We start from the raw sequence: 15,524 nt of genomic DNA, 5'->3' as shown, positions 1-15,524 counted from the left end.
GCGTCAGGCAATCATCTCGACTTTGCCGGTCGCCAGGCGGTAGACACCGCCGACGATTTTCAGTTTGCCCTTGGCGATTGCATCAGAGAGCAGGGGCGTGGCGCCTTTAAGGCGTTGCACCGAGTCTTTGACATTTTGCACTGTGGCATTTTCCATCAAATTGCCGGGCTGCTTCAGTACCTTCTCGACAGCGGGTTGCAGGGCGTGTGTCAGGGTCGGGATCTGCCCGGGGAACACGGTTTTGTCCTTCACCGCCTTGATCCCGGCCTCGATGGCGCCACAGCTCTCGTGGCCCAGTACCAGGATCAACGGGGCACCCAGCACTGCAACGGCATATTCAAGGCTGCCCAGGCCTTCGCCAGTGACGAAATTGCCTGCCACGCGCACGGCGAAAAGGTCACCGCGTGCAGTGTCAAAGGCATACTCGGGGGCGATTCGGGAGTCGGAGCAACTGAGCACGGCCACGAACGGATTCTGGCCGGACACCAGGGCTTCGCGTTCGTCCTTGAAGTCATGGGTTTGCGAGTTCCCGCTCACATACCGTTCATTGCCGGCAATCAGGCGTTGCAACGCCTGGTCAGGGTTGATTGCGTTCTGTGGTTTAGGGGGCGTTGAGGTTTTCTCGGCGGCCTGTAGCAGCCGGGCGGGCAGCGTGCTGCCGAGCAGCAGCGCGCCGGCGCCGAGCCCGGCGATACGAAGAAAACGACGACGATCAGGGGTATCTGAAGGGGAAGTTGAATCGGATGATTTACACATGATGGTGTGTACTCGGTGGCAGTAGCTACAGGCGGGGCTGGTGATTCGAAGAGCCTGCAGCACCAGGACAATGAAGTCTAGTTGACACTGTCACACTATGTTTTTTCCGCCACAGCGGCGCCCGCTAACACCCCTGGCGACGTGCCTTTGACCGCTGCCGGTTTCAACCGCGACACGCCGAACAGCACCAGTGCCAAACCGATCATCTGGTACACCGACACGTCTTCGCTGAGCACCGCCCACGACGCGAATACAGTCAGCACCGGCCCCAGGTTGCCGACTGCGGCGGTATGGGTCGCGCCCATGCGCTGGATCGCCAGTGCCACCCAATAGATCGGCAACACCGTGGAAATCAGCGCCATCAGCGCGGCATACACCCACACCGACGACGGCAGTTGCCACAACAGCCGGGTATCGGCTACCAGCAGGTAGTGCGCCAGCACCATCAACGACGAAACCCCGCCCGCCAGCCCGGCCAGGCGCATCGAACTCATGCGCTTGAGCATCACGCCGGTGCCCGAGTAATACAGGGCATAGGTCACCGCACTGGCGAATACCCACGCCGCGCCCAGCATCACTTGCCCACCCATACCGGCGACGCTGACGTCATGCACGAAGGCCACGCCCAGGCCCAGGTAGCACAGGCCCATTGCCGCCAGGGTTCGCAGGGTAGGGCGCTCGCGCAGGGCGATGGCCTGAAACACCAGCACCAGCGTCGGGTAGGTGAACAGGATCAACCGCTCAAGCCCGGCGCTGATGTATTGCAGCCCGTAGAAGTCGAACAGGCTCGCCAGGTAATAGCCGAACAGGCCCAGCAACATCACTCGCACGCCATCCCCCAGGCTCAGGCGTGTTGTCGTCGGACCGCGACTGGCCCATACCAGCCAGGCAAACAGCGGCAGCGACAACCCCATGCGCATCGCCAACAGGGTGATGGCGTCCACCTGGCTGGCGGCATAGGAAAGCTTGACGAAAATCGCCTTGAGGCTGAAACCGAGGGCCGACAGCACCGCAAACAGGCTGCCGTTCTGGACGCAACGTTGACAGAACGCACGTAATGTATTCATCGACAGCTCAAACAGGGGCAGGAATAGGCGTTATTCTAAAGTGAAGGCAAACGCTGCAGAATCGCATTTTTCCGAAACAAGCCTTCGTCAAAAGAGAAACCCTGATGCATTTCGACCTTTCCGACCTGCGCTTGCTCAGCGCCATTACCGCCTCGGGCAGTTTGAGCAAGGCGGCGGCCAGCATTCCGGTTGCGGTTTCCGCGGCCAGCACGCGCCTGCGCCTGTTTGAAGAGCGCTGTGGCGTTACCTTGTTCACCCGCAAGGCCGACGGTATGCAGCTTACCCCGGCCGGTCGCCTGGTGCTGGATGCGGCGAGCAGCGTGCTGGGCGAGGCGCAAAAGCTTCAGGACACCCTCAAGGAGCTTGCCGGGCAACGGCGCATCACCTTGCGCCTGGCGGCCACCACGGTGACCACCAGCAGTCTGCTGCCCGCAGTGCTGGGCTCATTTCTGGCGGATTACCCGGAAGTTGACCTGCAGTTGTCCGAGTACCGCAGCGCCGATGTCATGCGTGCGGTGCTGACCGGAGAATGCGAGATTGGCGTATATGACGGCAGCGTCATCAGCGACGGGGTCATGTCCTTGCCTTTTCGCCGGGAGCGCCTGGTGATGCTGGTGCCGACCGGCCACCCGCTGGCCGAGCGTGAACAGACGCGCCTGCGCGATGCGCTGGGGTATCCCTTCATCGGTATGGCGGCCGAACGGGCCATGCAGCGTTTTATCGAAGAGCGTGCACTGAAGCTGGCCATGCCCTTGCAGATTCGCGTCCGCGCCCCGAGCTTCGAAGCCATCGCCCAACTGGTGGCCCAGCGTGCCGGCGTTGCGATGCTCCCGGAAACCACTGCGTTGCGCATGGAGCAAGAGCTGCCGGTGTGTACGGTGTTGCTTGACGAAACCTGGGCGACCCTCGAGTTACGGTTGTGTATCAAAGGCTGGGAATCGCTCAGCACCCATGGTCGCCAACTGGTCAGTTTTCTATCCCCGTAGGAGCGAGGCTTGCCCGCGAACCTGACGCCGCGGTCTATCGGTCAAACCGCGTCATCGTTTTTCGCGGGCAAGCTCCGCTCCTACAGCGAAGCGGGCGCTGCGGTGTGTTGGTTACACCGCGAACAACAATTTACGGTCCATCTACCTCCCGAGTTCTAGCCTGAAGTGAAAGGCCCATGATCAAGGAGGATCTTTTATGCCACGTAGCCGTCATGCGCATCGATTACGCATCGGCCGTTGTTCATTGCCGGGTCAGGTCTATTTGGTGACCACGATTGTCCAGCATCGGCAGCCTGTATTTACCACCTTTGAACAAGGCCGACTGGTGGTTCATGCATTGCGTAAAGCGCATCGGGAAGCGCTGGTGTCTTCACTGGCCTGGGTTGTGATGCCGGATCATCTGCACTGGTTGATCAAGCTTGAGAGCTGCACGCTTTCTTACCTGATGGCAAGAACCAAATCACGCATCATGCTTGCGGTGAATCGTTCGGTTGGACGTGAAGGATCACTCTGGCAACACGGTTTTCATGACCGGGCCATCCGCAGGGAAGAAGACCTGCAAGCTGTAGCCCGTTATATCGTTGCCAATCCGTTGCGGGCGGGGCTGGTCAAGCGCATTGGAGATTACCCATTGTGGTACGCGGTTCGGCTGTAGGAGCGAGGCTTGCCCGCGAATCTGGCACCGCGGTCTATCGGTCTGACCGCGTCATCGTTCTTCGCGGGCAAGCTCCGCTCCCACAGGTACGGGCGCAGGATGTCGTGGCATGGCTGTAGGAGCGAGGCTTGCCCGCGAACCTGACGCCGCGGTCTATCGGTCAAACCGCGTCATCGTTCTTCGCGGGCGTGTGGGCGCAGGATGTCGCGGCAGCCCTGCTCGTGACTGATCACCATACGCCGATGGACGATACGCCAGCCATTAGGTGTCGATACCCAGCAATCCTGGTACTCGGCCAGCGATTCATAGGTCAGGTCCTGCAGGCTGCCGGCACCGCGGTGCGCGGCGCGGACATACACGCGGCTCTCGACACCGGCGTCGCCGGTTTCGACCAGCAGGTTGCCGAGCAAGTGCTGGGAAGGCCCGCAGCCTTCCAGGTGCACACGGATCATGGCGACAATCGTCTCGCGCCCCTGCAGTCGGTTCAGGCCACCATAGTCGGCGGTCGCTTCCTGCACAAACACCTCATCCAGTGCGCACCAGTCGCGCTGGTCGCACGCGCGCGCGTAGCGGGAAAGAACCACACCGAGCTCACGCTCAAGCAGCAGCTGTTTGATGTCCATCGTGTCTCCCTTTGTTTTGACTGTGCGCAGGGTGTTTTCAACCCAGCAAATGCCCGCTCAGGTCGCCGGTCATGTCCAGCTGTGAATAGTCACGAAAACGAAAGCGCCACACCCCGTCGACACGTTCGAACTCATCCAGGTACCGCCCGCCGGCGATGGCTTGCAGGGGCAGGGTGTCGGTGGCCTGGAACACCGTGTAGCAGGAGCGGACCGTGGCGGTTCCTGCCGTTTCGTCGATGTCGATGATGGGGTTGCTGATGACGTGGCGGGTGCGCGGTGTACCACAGGGGTAGAGCTTGATGCGTTGCTGCCAGATGCCCAGCAGCGCGGTGTGATCTATCGGTTCCGGGCTTTGGACCTTGATGCGGGCATGTGCAAACAGCTGTGCGGCTTCGATCAGTTGGCCGCGGTCCAGGCATTCGGCGTAACGGTAGAGCAGGTTGCAGATCTGCACGGCGCTGGTGCTCATGATGATCCTCATAAAAAAAAGCCGCTGGAACCTGTAAAGATCGCAGCGGCGAGGCGGGAAAGGATCAGGCCGTGACAGCCCGGACCGGTGCCAGGTGAGGCGCGGGGTTCTTCATCTGCTGACGATAACGCGGTAGCGCCAACGCCAGGAAAATGCTCGCCAAAGCCAGCAGCGACACGGAGGCGGCGAGGGCATAGCGCAGTGATTCACCGCCCAGGCGCGGCACGAAAAAGTCACTGAGCATACCCACCAGCAGCGGTCCGACACCAACGCCCAGCAAGGTCATGGACATGACGAAAATCGACGTCGCCTGGGCCAGTCGGGTGGCCGGGAACAGGTGGGTAATGGCACTCAGGCAAGGCGTTGCCCACCAAACACCGAGGAAGGCGAAGCCGCTGTAGAACAGGAAGGCCTGCGGCACGGCGGTGTCGCCGATGTTGAACGCCGTGCCCTGTGGCCAGAGGAAGTAGGCCAGCGCGAAGGGAATGCTCAGCAGTGTACCCAGCAACGGTACGCCAATCTGCCAGCCGGCGTCGCGCCGCGCCATGCGGTCGGTGACAATGCCGCAGGTCAGAGTGCCGACAGTCGCCCCGGTGCCGCCGCCCACGCCTACCAGAAAACCTGCCTGTTGCAGGTTGAGGCCGTGCGAGCGAATCAGGAAGCTCGGGCTCCAGGTGCCGATGGCGTAACCGGCAATCGCCGCTGCGCCACCGGTCAGTACCAGCCACAGGAACGACGGCATGCGAAACAGCTCGACCAGGGTTTTCGCCCAGCCGTCCTGCTGCACCGCGACCATGCCCAATGGCGCCACCGGCCTGGGCGAACGCACGGTCAGCAACAGCAGCAAACCGAGGAAAATGCCCGGTGCACCGATCAGCAGGAACGCATAGCGCCAGCCGTGGTGCTGGGCAATCCAGCCGCCCAGGCCCAGGCCCACGATGGCGCCCAGGCTGGAGCCGAGCATCAGCACTGACAGGGCCGTGGAGCGGCGATTGGCCGGGTACAGGTCCGAGACCATGGCCACCGACGGCGCAGTGCCGCCGGCTTCACCGACCGCCACGCCAATGCGCGCCAGTACCAGGGTCAGGAAGTTGCCGGCCATGCCGCAGAGCATGGTCATCACGCTCCAGGCGATGCAACTGAACGCGATCACCGGCTTGCGCCCGATGCGGTCCGACAGGCGTCCCATCGGGAAGCCGAACACGGTGTAGAACACGGCGAAGGTCACCCCCGACAGCAGACCGATGCCGGTATCGGAAATACCGAACTCGAGTTTCACCGGTTCGATCAGGATCGCCATCAACTGACGGTCGATGTAGTTGAACACATAGATGCTGGCGAGCACGAAAAGCGCGTAGTGCGTTCGCCAGGTCACGGCGGTGGGTTGGGTCACTGCGGGTACTCCCGTTTTTGTTCTAGTTGTCGCGATGCTCGGCGGGTCACGGGCTTTTTTCATCGTCCGTTCAGACCATCTTTGCAGCTTTGGGCAAACCATTGCCAACCTAGTCTTGACGGACGATGTTTCGCCTTCGCTCAACGTCAATCATTCAGCCCATTCGCTGGTATGTCAGCACCTGCCCGCACCACGGCAAGCCCTGCGACAGCCTGAAAATAAAAAGAAGCTGAGGATCTGAAATGAGCGTCTTGTTCGAGCCGGTCGCCCTGGGCGAGCTGCAACTGGCCAACCGCATCGTCATGGCCCCCATGACGCGCAGTCGCGCTCTTGCCGATGCAGTGCCCGGCAGCGACATGGTCGAGTACTACCGTCAGCGTGCCAGTGCCGGCCTGATCGTCGCCGAAGGCACCGCGCCTTCCGCCAGCGGCCTGGGCTATTGCCGCACCCCGGGCATCTACAGCAGCGAACAGATCGAACACTGGCAGCGGGTTACCCAGGCGGTGCATGCCGAGGGCGGGCGCATCGTCCTGCAACTGATGCACGTGGGGCGCGCTGCCAGCCAGTACAACAAGCCGGCCGGGGCCGCGACCGTGGCGCCCTCGGCACTGCGTGCGCGCACCCAGGTGTTCAGCGATGCCGTGGGCCTGGTGGACACCGACGCGCCCCAGGCGCTGACCTTGCAAGGCATTCACGAGGTCATCGACGACTATCGCCAGGCGGCATTGAATGCGCGCCAGGCCGGTTTCGACGGTGTCGAGTTGCATTGCACCAGCGGCTACCTGCCGATGCAGTTCATGGCCTCCGGCAGCAATCAGCGCAGCGACGCCTACGGCGGCGATGTGACCGGGCGGGTGCGTTTTGCCAAGGAAGTGATCGAGGCCCTGGCCGCTGCCATCGGCGCCGGGCGAGTCGGTTTTCGCCTGTGCCCCGGCAACCCCTACAACGACATCGACGACCGCGATCCGGCGGCTACCGCGGCGGCCCTGTGCGACGCCGTGGCGCCGTTGAACCTGGCCTACCTGCACATCATGCGCTCGCCTCTGGCCGAGCTCGATGCCTTCGCCCTGGCGCGTCGGCACAGCCCGCATGCATTGATTCTCAACGATGGTTTCGACGGCCCTTCGGCCAGTGCCGCACTCGCGTCGGGCGAGGGGGCTGCTGTGTCGTTCGGTCGTCATTTTATTGCCAACCCCGATCTGGTGGAGCGCCTGAAGCGTGGCCTGCCGCTCAGTGGTTTTGACCGCAAGACCCTGTATACGCCGGGCGCGGCGGGCTACTCGGATTACCCCACCCATCCCGTCAACACCCAAGAGGTGGCGCAATGAACCTGAATGAATTGAACGGCGTTCTGCCGACCCGCGCGGTGCCACGGGAACAGACCCAGGCGCTGCTCGACCGGCGCTCGGCCGCCGCCGGCCTGATCAAACCGCGTGACCTCTACACCCTGGCCGACCGCCTGGAGCAGCAGGCTCGCGAGCAGGGTGAGCGTCCGTTCCTGATCTACGCCGAGCAGGTGCTCAGCTACGCCGAGGTCGACGCCCGCGCCAACCAGATGGCCCATACGTTCTATGCCAATGGCCTGCGCGCGGGCGATGTCTGTGCCCTGGCCATGGAAAACCGCCCGGCGTTCTTTTGCGCCTGGTTCGGCCTGGTCAAACTCGGGGTGGTGGTGGCCTTCATCAACACCCAGATCAGTGGCCGGCCGCTGCTGCATGCCCTGCAAACCACGGATGCCAAGGCTTTGGTCGTCGGCGAAGAATGCCTGGCCAATGTCCAGGCCACCGAAGGCTTTCCGGCGCTGCCGTGCTGGTTGATACGCGACCCGGAAAACCCCTGGGCCGGTGCGCTGCCCAAAGGCATCGACGGCCATTTCGATACGCGCCTGGACAACGCCCCGCGCACCCCGTTCCCGCGTGACATCCGTGCGCACATCGAGGCGCAGACGCCGACCTTGCTGATCTTCACCTCGGGCACCACCGGTTTGCCGAAAGCGGCGCGCTACAGCCACATGCGCTGGATGTCCTCCGGCGACGTGATGGAGTGCACCCTGCAGGTCACCCACGCCGATGTGTTCTATTGCTGCCTGCCCCTGTACCACGGTGCGGCCGCCACCTCGGTAACCTCAACCGCGCTGCGCGCCGGGGCGGCCATCGTCGTGCGCCGCAAGTTAAGCGTGCGCGAGTTCTGGAACGATGTGGCGCGTCACCAGATCAGCATCTTCCAGTACATCGGCGAGATCTGCCGCTACCTGCTCAACCAACCCGTACAGGTAAACGAGCGCGAACACAGCCTGCGCTGCATGCTCGGTGCCGGGCTGTCGCCAGACACCTGGCAGCGCTGGCTGGAGCGCTTCGGGCCGATCCAGGTGTTCGAGGGCTGGGGCGCCACCGAGGCCAACGCCGCGATCATCAACGTCGACAACCACTTTGGCTCATGCGGCCGCGTGCCGGACTGGAACAAGACCAACGTGCGGCTGGTGCGCTACGACATCGAAAACGACTGCCACCCGCGTGACGAAAACGGTTTCTATCAGGTCTGCAAGGTCGGTGAGGTGGGTGAGGCCATGGGCTTTATCGTCGATCACCCGGACATCGGCGCCGGGCGTTTCGAGGGTTACACCTCGGCCGACGCCACCGAAAGCAAAATCCGTCGCAACGTGCTGCGCGAGGGCGATGCCTACTGGAGTTCCGGCGACCTGCTGCGCGAGGACGCCGACGGCTACTGCTATTTCGTCGACCGCATTGGCGACACCTATCGCTGGAAGAGCGAGAACGTGTCGACCCAGGAAGTGGCGGACGCCTTGGGCGACTTGCCGGGCCTGGAACTGATCAATGTCTACGGTGTTCAGGTACCCGGCCATGAAGGGCGTGCCGGCATGGCGGCGGTGCTGATGCAGGCGGACCGGCCGTTCGATCCGGAGGCGCTGTACGCCCTGACCGAGGCACGGCTGCCACGCTATGCGGCCCCGGTGTTCGTGCGCGTTACCCGGTCGGCCGACCTGACCGCCAGCTTCAAGTTGCGCAAGGTTGACCTGCAGCGCGAGGGCTACTGCCCGTCACGTTGCAGCGACCCCTTGTTCATCCGCGACGAGCAATCCCGCTCCTATGTGCCGTATTCGGCAGAGGCCCTGACGCGAGCCGGCCTGACGCCTTTCGCGGTGGCCAGCCATGACTGACCTCGACGCGAACGGTCACGAGCTGCGCGACGGCCTGCGCTACCCGTGGCTACAGGCGCCCGATTCCGGTGCAGTGCTGGAAGTGGCCCCCGGCGTGTTCTGGCTGCGCATGCCGCTGCCGTTTCGCCTGGACCACATCAACCTCTACCTGCTGCGTCACACCGACGGCTGGGTGGTGGTCGACACCGGCATGAACCTCGATCAGACCCGTGAGGTCTGGGACCGGGTACTGACCCAGGTGTGTGACGGTCTGCCGCTGCTGGCGGTGGTCTGCACCCACTTTCACTCCGACCATGCCGGGGTGGCCGCCTGGCTGTCGGAGCGCTTTCACTGCCCGGTGTACATGACCACCGGCGAGTTCCAGTCGTTGCACGTCAAGTTTCCCGCCGATCAGCCACCGGGCTGGGACTTTCTCGATTTCTATCGCAAGGCCGGGGTGGCTGACGAACAAAGCGTCGAGATGTTCGGGGTAATGAGCAATGCGCACTTCCTGCCGGCGCCGCTGAACCATTACCGCCGCCTGCAAGACGGCAGTGTCCTCGAAATCGGCGGCCGCAGCTGGCAAGTGGTCGTCGGTCGTGGCCATTCGCCGGAGCACGCCTGCCTGTATGCCGCCGATGACGGCTTGCTGATCTCCGGCGACCAGGTGCTGCCGCGCATCACGTCCACGGTTGGCGTGCACGCCACCGAACCCCTGGCCAACCCGCTGCGCGACTGGCTCGACTCCATCGAGCAACTGCGCAGCTTGCCCGACAGCGTGTTGGTGCTGCCGGCGCACGAGCGGCCATTTTTCAATTTGCATCAGCGCCTGGATCAACTGGAGGCGCATCACCGGGCGCACCTGGCGCTGATGCTGGCCAGCTGTGACGAGCCGCGCACTGCGCTCGAACTGATGGCCGTTTTGTTTACCAGGTTGTCGGGTCGTTTCGACGAACTGATGGCGCTGGGCGAAACGTTGGCGCACGCCAACTACCTGGTGGCCGAAGGGTCGCTGGTGCGGGAAGAGCACCAGGGGCGATATCGCTTCCGGTGCGCGGTAAGGGGAGCGTGCGCGGCTACACCGCTCAAGGTGTTTTAAGCGGGCGTCACGGCAGCAGTGTTGAACATTCCGGGCAGCCAACCGGTTGCCCTACAGGAGAGACAGTGTGATCAACAAAAACAACAATAATTCTACGGTCATGGTTTCGAGCGTATTTCGGGTCAGCAGCCTGGCGGCAGCGATTGCGCTGGTGTCCATGCCAGCCTGGGCTGGAGATACGATCGAGTTCGACAATGGTCTGACCATGGATTGGTCCGTAACGACCAGCTACGGCATCGGTGTGCGCACCGGCAGCCAGAGCGACCGCTTGTTGGGCAACGCCAACGCCGACGATGCCGACCGCAACTTCGATCGCGGCAGCCTCACCACCAACCGCGTGGGCGCGCTGGGCGAACTGATCCTGCGCAAGGACAACTACGGCGCCGTGGTGCGTGGCAGTACCTTCTACGACGATGTCTACCACAAGGACAACGACAACGATTCACCCCGCACGGTGAACAAGGAAGGGCGCAACGACGAGTTCACCAGCGATACCAAATACTACAGCGGTGGCCGTACCCGACTGCTCGATGCCTATGTGTTCGGCGGCTGGCGCTTCGACAACGCGACCATGCTCGACGTCAAGGCCGGGCGGCATATCGAGTCCTGGGGCGAGAGCCTGTACTACCCGGGTGTCAACGGCGTACAGAACCCGTCCGATGCCGTGAAAGCTTCGCAGCCGGGGGTTGAGGTCAAGGAAGTGCTGTTGCCGGTGGGCCAGTTCTCCGGGGTGTACCGCATCAACCCCAGCCTGAGCTTCGGCGCCTACGTTCAATATGAATGGAAGGGTACCGAGCTGCCGCCAGTGGGCAGCTACCTGTCGGGCAGCGACGTGGTCGGACCGGGGCGCGAGTTCATTTACGCCAACGGCCAGAAGGTGCTCTACCGTGGCACCGACGAACCGAGCGATGGCGGCCAGTGGGGTGTGCAGGTGCGTTATCGCCCCGTACCGGCACTCGAGCTGTCGCTGTTCCACGTCAACTACCACGATAAGAACCCGGCTACCGCCCTGATCGGCTATGACCCGGTGGCCGTCGGCGGTGGCCTCAATGCCATGGTCATGAACGGCTACCGGATCAAGTACTTCGAAGACATCAAGCTGACCGGTATCAGTGCCTCGACCAAGATCGGTGACGTTCAGGTCGGTGGCGAATGGTCGTACCGCGACGGTGCGCCGGTGATGGTCAATACCGCCCTGGGCGCAGTACCGGCCAAAGGCAAGGGGCAGCAGATGCAGCTGTCGGCGATGCGTATCCTCGGTGATCGTCCCTGGGCGCAACAGACCACCCTGACCGCCGAAGTCATCCGCGTGCAGGTAGACAGTGTCGAATCCGCCTCGGCCGCGCCGAACCTGCAAGGCCTTAACCTGATTCCTCAAGTGGCTCCATTGGTGGCGTCTTCCGATGACTATACCTACAAAACCAGCGCCGGCTGGCGCACCAAATCCTCCAGTGCCTACACCGTGGGCGCATCGTTCAGTTATCCGGGCGTTTTCCAAGGCTGGGATCTGGAAGTCCCCCTCAGTTTCTCCAACGTCTTCAGCGGATCGACACCCATGGCCGGCAGCATCTCCGGCGTGGCAGGCGACCGACGCCTGAGTGTGGGCACCACTTTCAAGTACCTGGGCAACCTCGAAACCAGCTTGAAGTACATCGCCTACCTGGGTGAGGCGGACCCGATCAAGCGGCCGTTCGCCGACCGCGACTACGCCACGTTCTCGATGAAATACAGCTTCTGATCGACCACGCACAAGCCGGGTCGCGTTCACGCGCCCGGACCTTCTTCAGCAACTGAACAGCGTCGAAGCGCAGCGCGTCGACCGGGAGGCACTATGGGGCTCAAAGGGCATGCGGCCCTTGTTGGCACCGCGCAATACAAACCGGAAAAATACTCGACGGCGCCGAAGATGTTCCACCTGGAGCAAGTCGCCGACCTGGCGGCCCAGGCCCTGCGTGACGCCGGACTGAAAGCCTCGGACCTCGACGGGCTGGTGATCAACGGCCCGCATTTTCACGAAGCCTCGGTGTTCGTGCCGGCGATGGCCGCCGAGTACCTGGGGCTGCGCCTGAACTTCGCCGAGGTGGTGGACCTGGGCGGCTGCACGTCGGTGGGCATGGTCTGGCGTGCGGCCGCCGCCATCGAACTGGGCCTGTGCCAGGCGGTGTTGTGCGTGATCCCTGCGCGCATGGCGCCGTTCGGCCCCGATGAAGACCCCAGCTGGATGGCCCGCTCCATGCGTTACGGTGGCCACAGCACGGCATTTGGCGCCCCCGAAGCCGAGTTCGACCTGCCTTACGGGCACATGGGCCAGAACACTGGCTACGCGATGATCGCCCAGCGTTACGCTGCGCAGTATGACTACGACCAGCGCGCGATGGCCAAGATCGCCGTCGACCAGCGCACCAACGCCCTGGCCAACCCGCAAGCCATGTTCTTCGGTCAGCCGCTGACCATCGAGCAGGTGCTGGCGAGCAAAATGGTCGCCGACCCGCTGCACGTCCTCGAGATCGTCATGCCGGTGGCCGGTGGCGCCGCGATGATCATCACCAGCAAGGAAGTGGCGGCACGCTGCCGCAAACGTCCGGCGTTCATTACCGGTTTTGGCGAACACCTGGCGTTCAAGTCGCCTTCCTACGCCCAGGACATGATCAACACGCCGATCGGCCCGGCGTCGGAGCGGGCCTTCGCCATGGCCGGCCTCAAGCCCAAGGACGTCGACGCAGCACAGATCTACGACTGCTACACCATCACCACCTTGCTGACCCTGGAAGACGCCGGTTTCTGTGGCAAAGGCGAGGGCATGGCGTTCGTGCGCGAACACGACCTGACCTTCCGCGGTGATTTCCCGATGAACACGCACGGCGGGCAACTGAGCTTCGGTCAGTCGGCTTCGGCCGGTGGCATGAGCCAGGTGATCGAAGCGGTCACGCAGATCGCGGGTACTGCCGGTGAACGCCAGTTGGGGCGCTGCGACAGCGTCTACGTCTCCGGTACCGGTGGCGTGATGAGCGAGCAGGGCGCATTGATTCTTCAGGGAGCATAAGCACATGTCCAACAACAAACCGATGCCGGTTGCGACGCAAATTTCCGCACCGTTCTGGGAGGGCCTGAAGGCTCGCCGCCTGTTGATCCAGCAATGCAATGCCTGTGATCACTGGAACTTCTACCCGCGCCGGCATTGCACGGCGTGCCTGGAACATGACCTGGCCTGGCGCGAGGTCGACGGTGCCGCGACGCTGTACAGCTACACCGTGACGCGCATTGCCACCTTGCCCGACTTCATGGACGAAATGCCGCAGAAACTGGCAGTGGTCGAGCTGGCCCAGGGGGTGCGGATCAACACCAACCTGGTCGGCCTGGCTGAAGACGAAATCCGCATCGGCATGCCGTTGCAGCCGGTGTTCGCCGAGGTCGATGCCAAGGGCAACCGCCTGCTGCGCTTTACCGGTGTCGACAAGGATGCGGCGAGCCTTGAGCGGCCACCTGCACAAGACAGCGAACCATTGCCTGAGGTCTCGCAGCAACCGCCTGCGCGGCAGATCGACCTCAACGACGGGCCAGCCTTGCAGACCCTGGTCAGCGAGCAGTTCAGCGACTGGAGCAACGTTGTGGTGGTCGACCAGGCGTTGATCGACACGTTTGCGCAGTTGTCGGGTGACGATTACTGGATCCACACCGACCCGGAGCGCGCACGCCTGCAAAGCCCGTTTGGTGGCACCATCGCCCACGGTGCGCTGGTGCAAGTGTTGCAGTCGCGGATGAAGCTGGCGCTGGGCTTCGAGATCACCGGCTTCAGCACCCAGATCAACTACGGCTCCGACCGCCTGCGCTTCCCGGCGCCGGTACCGGCCGGTTCGCGCATCCATTCGCGGGCGCGGGTGAAAAAGGCCGAGATCTCGGCGCGCGGCACCCAAGTGACCCTGGAACTCAACACCCATGTGGTCGGCCAGGACCGTCCGTCGGTAATCAACGACCTGGTCATTCTTTACCTCGCCTGATCACAGCAGCGCCCGTTTCGCCGGTAGGCGCGTGGCTTGCCCGCGAAGAACGAAGACGCGGTTGAGTCGATACACCGCGTTGTCCGCTTCGCGGGAAGCCTCGCTCCTACAGAGACGAACGAAAACGCGGTGCCCCGACCGCTGCGCCATTTACGCCATCGCATAAGCCATTTGGACGATGTTTCACCCTGTCCTTGCGCTGACTATTCCCCCAAGAGGCAACGCCCGATTCGCTTGCCTCGCATGCCTTGGCGCCTGACAAGAACAAGAGGATTGGCCCTATGACTTGCCCTATGCACGCGTGCCCCGAACAGGAGCGTTGCCCATGCGCTCGATAATCGGATACCTGGTTTGCCTGGTGGTCGCCCTGACCATTGGCTACACCTTTTCCCCCAAAGTGGCGCCTCAGGCCGAAGTGCTGGCCACGCGTCCGGACCGGGTGCAGATCAACGGCCTGCTCAATCTTGGCTCGCGTGTGGTCGCCGTGGGCGAGCGCGGCAGCATCCTGCTCAGCGATGACCAGGGCGTCAGTTGGCAAGCCGCCAGTGTCGCCACCCAGCGCAACGCTACCCTCACCGCCGTGCTGGCCCTGGACGACAAACGCCTGCTTGCCGTCGGCCACGATGGCTGGATCCTGCGCTCCCTGGACGCCGGCAACAGCTGGCAGGAAATGCGCTACGACAGCGAACTGGGTGAGCCGCTTCTGGGCATCTGGACCGGTGGCGGCGACAAAGTCCTGGCCTTCGGCAGTTTCGGCAAGTTCTACCAGTCCACCGATGCCGGCCAGAGCTGGACGCCGCAAGCCCTGGACATCGACAGCGCACACCTGAACAGCATGGCCGGCGCCAACGACGGCCGGCGCATGCTGGTCGGCGAGCAGGGCCTGGTGCTGCGCACCGATGATGCCGGCAAGCACTGGCAAACCCTGCCGGCGTTCTACAGCGGCTCGCTGTTCGGCATCGTGCGTCTGAGTGCCGACAACTGGGTGACCTACGGCATGCGCGGGCACGTGTTCGTCAGCCACGACTTCGGCGACAGCTGGACGCAGATCAACGTCGGTAACCAACTGCCGCTGTACGGCCATGTGGTGCTGCCCGATCACACCGGGCTGGTCATCGTCGGTGCCGGCAGCTCGGTGGTACGTCTGGATGCACAGGGCGCGCTGGTCGGCGTCGGCCGTCTGGCCGGGCTCGGTACCCTGACCTCGGCGACGATGGTCGGCTCACGCCTGCTGGTCGGCGGCGAGCGCGGCGTACTGCAAGGTTCAAGTGGCAGCGCAGCTGCTCTAGCGGCCGCACAGGCCACCCAGTAAACGAGAGGC

General features: G+C 63.3%; 14 protein-coding genes. 9 read left to right on the top strand and 5 right to left on the bottom strand.

The features are described from left to right. Positions 1-3: 3 nt before the first annotated feature. Positions 4-756, bottom strand: a complete 753-nt coding sequence (locus I5S59_RS20460) for a carbonic anhydrase (RefSeq protein WP_197878211.1) — start codon at positions 754-756, stop codon at positions 4-6. A gap of 95 nt (positions 757-851) precedes the next feature. Then, on the bottom strand, positions 852-1,823 hold the full coding sequence (locus I5S59_RS20455; RefSeq protein ID WP_197878210.1) for a DMT family transporter: 972 nt from the start codon (positions 1,821-1,823) through the stop codon (positions 852-854). Positions 1,824-1,927: 104 nt separating this feature from the next. Between I5S59_RS20455 and I5S59_RS20450 the strand changes: the two genes are divergently transcribed. Further along, a complete protein-coding gene (locus tag I5S59_RS20450; protein ID WP_197878209.1) occupies positions 1,928-2,809 on the top strand; it encodes a LysR family transcriptional regulator in 882 nt (293 codons plus the stop codon). Between the two features lie 196 nt (positions 2,810-3,005). Continuing rightward, positions 3,006-3,464: an REP-associated tyrosine transposase gene (locus I5S59_RS20445; protein WP_197878208.1), complete on the top strand. Its 459-nt coding sequence runs from the start codon at positions 3,006-3,008 to the stop codon at positions 3,462-3,464. Between the two features lie 170 nt (positions 3,465-3,634). Here the strand turns inward: I5S59_RS20445 and I5S59_RS20440 are convergent, their stop codons facing one another. From I5S59_RS20440 to I5S59_RS20430, 3 genes are all read right to left on the bottom strand, one after another. Continuing rightward, positions 3,635-4,087, bottom strand: coding sequence for a nuclear transport factor 2 family protein (locus I5S59_RS20440; RefSeq protein ID WP_197878207.1), 453 nt, complete (start codon positions 4,085-4,087; stop codon positions 3,635-3,637). Positions 4,088-4,124: 37 nt separating this feature from the next. Continuing rightward, a complete protein-coding gene (locus tag I5S59_RS20435) occupies positions 4,125-4,556 on the bottom strand; it encodes a nuclear transport factor 2 family protein (protein WP_197878206.1) in 432 nt (143 codons plus the stop codon). Between the two features lie 64 nt (positions 4,557-4,620). Beyond that, on the bottom strand, positions 4,621-5,949 hold the full coding sequence (locus tag I5S59_RS20430) for a spinster family MFS transporter (protein ID WP_197878205.1): 1,329 nt from the start codon (positions 5,947-5,949) through the stop codon (positions 4,621-4,623). A 242-nt stretch (positions 5,950-6,191) separates the two neighbouring features. Here I5S59_RS20430 and I5S59_RS20425 point away from each other — a divergent pair, with 242 nt between their 5' ends. The 7 genes from I5S59_RS20425 (at position 6,192) to I5S59_RS20395 (ending at position 15,515) form a co-directional block, all read left to right on the top strand. Then, on the top strand, positions 6,192-7,277 hold the full coding sequence (locus tag I5S59_RS20425; RefSeq protein WP_197878204.1) for an alkene reductase: 1,086 nt from the start codon (positions 6,192-6,194) through the stop codon (positions 7,275-7,277). After that, positions 7,274-9,127 carry a long-chain-acyl-CoA synthetase gene (locus tag I5S59_RS20420; RefSeq protein WP_197878203.1) on the top strand — a complete coding sequence of 618 codons (1,854 nt, stop codon included), beginning with the start codon at positions 7,274-7,276 and terminating at the stop codon, positions 9,125-9,127. Before I5S59_RS20425 ends, I5S59_RS20420 begins: the two co-directional genes overlap by 4 nt. Further along, positions 9,120-10,205, top strand: coding sequence for an MBL fold metallo-hydrolase (locus I5S59_RS20415; RefSeq protein WP_197878202.1), 1,086 nt, complete (start codon positions 9,120-9,122; stop codon positions 10,203-10,205). The genes I5S59_RS20420 and I5S59_RS20415 overlap by 8 nt, the downstream gene beginning before the upstream one ends. Before the next feature lie 67 nt (positions 10,206-10,272). Then, positions 10,273-11,943, top strand: coding sequence for a DUF1302 domain-containing protein (locus I5S59_RS20410; protein ID WP_197878201.1), 1,671 nt, complete (start codon positions 10,273-10,275; stop codon positions 11,941-11,943). Positions 11,944-12,036: 93 nt separating this feature from the next. Then, positions 12,037-13,248 (top strand): thiolase family protein, encoded by a 1,212-nt coding sequence (locus I5S59_RS20405; protein WP_197878200.1) that lies wholly within the window; start codon positions 12,037-12,039, stop codon positions 13,246-13,248. Between the two features lie 4 nt (positions 13,249-13,252). Further along, the gene (locus I5S59_RS20400) at positions 13,253-14,203 is read left to right on the top strand and encodes an OB-fold domain-containing protein (protein ID WP_197878199.1); all 951 of its coding nucleotides are present in this window, start codon (positions 13,253-13,255) and stop codon (positions 14,201-14,203) included. A 325-nt stretch (positions 14,204-14,528) separates the two neighbouring features. After that, complete coding sequence (locus I5S59_RS20395) at positions 14,529-15,515, top strand: WD40/YVTN/BNR-like repeat-containing protein (RefSeq protein WP_197878198.1); 987 nt, start codon at positions 14,529-14,531, stop codon at positions 15,513-15,515. Positions 15,516-15,524: the final 9 nt, after the last annotated feature.

Source organism: Pseudomonas alkylphenolica, assembly GCF_016009175.1.
GTDB classification, from domain to species: Bacteria; Pseudomonadota; Gammaproteobacteria; order Pseudomonadales; family Pseudomonadaceae; genus Aquipseudomonas; species Aquipseudomonas alkylphenolica_B.
The sequence above is the reverse complement of the archived record's forward strand: the minus strand, read 5'-3'. Positions and strand labels throughout refer to the sequence as shown.

Excerpts from the sequence above, each read along its gene's own strand:
- I5S59_RS20460 (WP_197878211.1), bottom strand. The coding sequence starts at position 756 with ATGTGTAAATCATCCGATTCAACTTCCCCTTCAGATACCCCTGATCGT.
- I5S59_RS20455 (WP_197878210.1), bottom strand. The coding sequence starts at position 1,823 with ATGAATACATTACGTGCGTTCTGTCAACGTTGCGTCCAGAACGGCAGC.
- I5S59_RS20450 (WP_197878209.1), top strand. The coding sequence starts at position 1,928 with ATGCATTTCGACCTTTCCGACCTGCGCTTGCTCAGCGCCATTACCGCC.
- I5S59_RS20445 (WP_197878208.1), top strand. The coding sequence starts at position 3,006 with ATGCCACGTAGCCGTCATGCGCATCGATTACGCATCGGCCGTTGTTCA.
- I5S59_RS20440 (WP_197878207.1), bottom strand. The coding sequence starts at position 4,087 with ATGGACATCAAACAGCTGCTGCTTGAGCGTGAGCTCGGTGTGGTTCTT.
- I5S59_RS20435 (WP_197878206.1), bottom strand. The coding sequence starts at position 4,556 with ATGAGCACCAGCGCCGTGCAGATCTGCAACCTGCTCTACCGTTACGCC.
- I5S59_RS20425 (WP_197878204.1), top strand. The coding sequence starts at position 6,192 with ATGAGCGTCTTGTTCGAGCCGGTCGCCCTGGGCGAGCTGCAACTGGCC.
- I5S59_RS20420 (WP_197878203.1), top strand. The coding sequence starts at position 7,274 with ATGAACCTGAATGAATTGAACGGCGTTCTGCCGACCCGCGCGGTGCCA.
- I5S59_RS20415 (WP_197878202.1), top strand. The coding sequence starts at position 9,120 with ATGACTGACCTCGACGCGAACGGTCACGAGCTGCGCGACGGCCTGCGC.
- I5S59_RS20405 (WP_197878200.1), top strand. The coding sequence starts at position 12,037 with ATGGGGCTCAAAGGGCATGCGGCCCTTGTTGGCACCGCGCAATACAAA.
- I5S59_RS20400 (WP_197878199.1), top strand. The coding sequence starts at position 13,253 with ATGTCCAACAACAAACCGATGCCGGTTGCGACGCAAATTTCCGCACCG.
- I5S59_RS20395 (WP_197878198.1), top strand. The coding sequence starts at position 14,529 with ATGCGCTCGATAATCGGATACCTGGTTTGCCTGGTGGTCGCCCTGACC.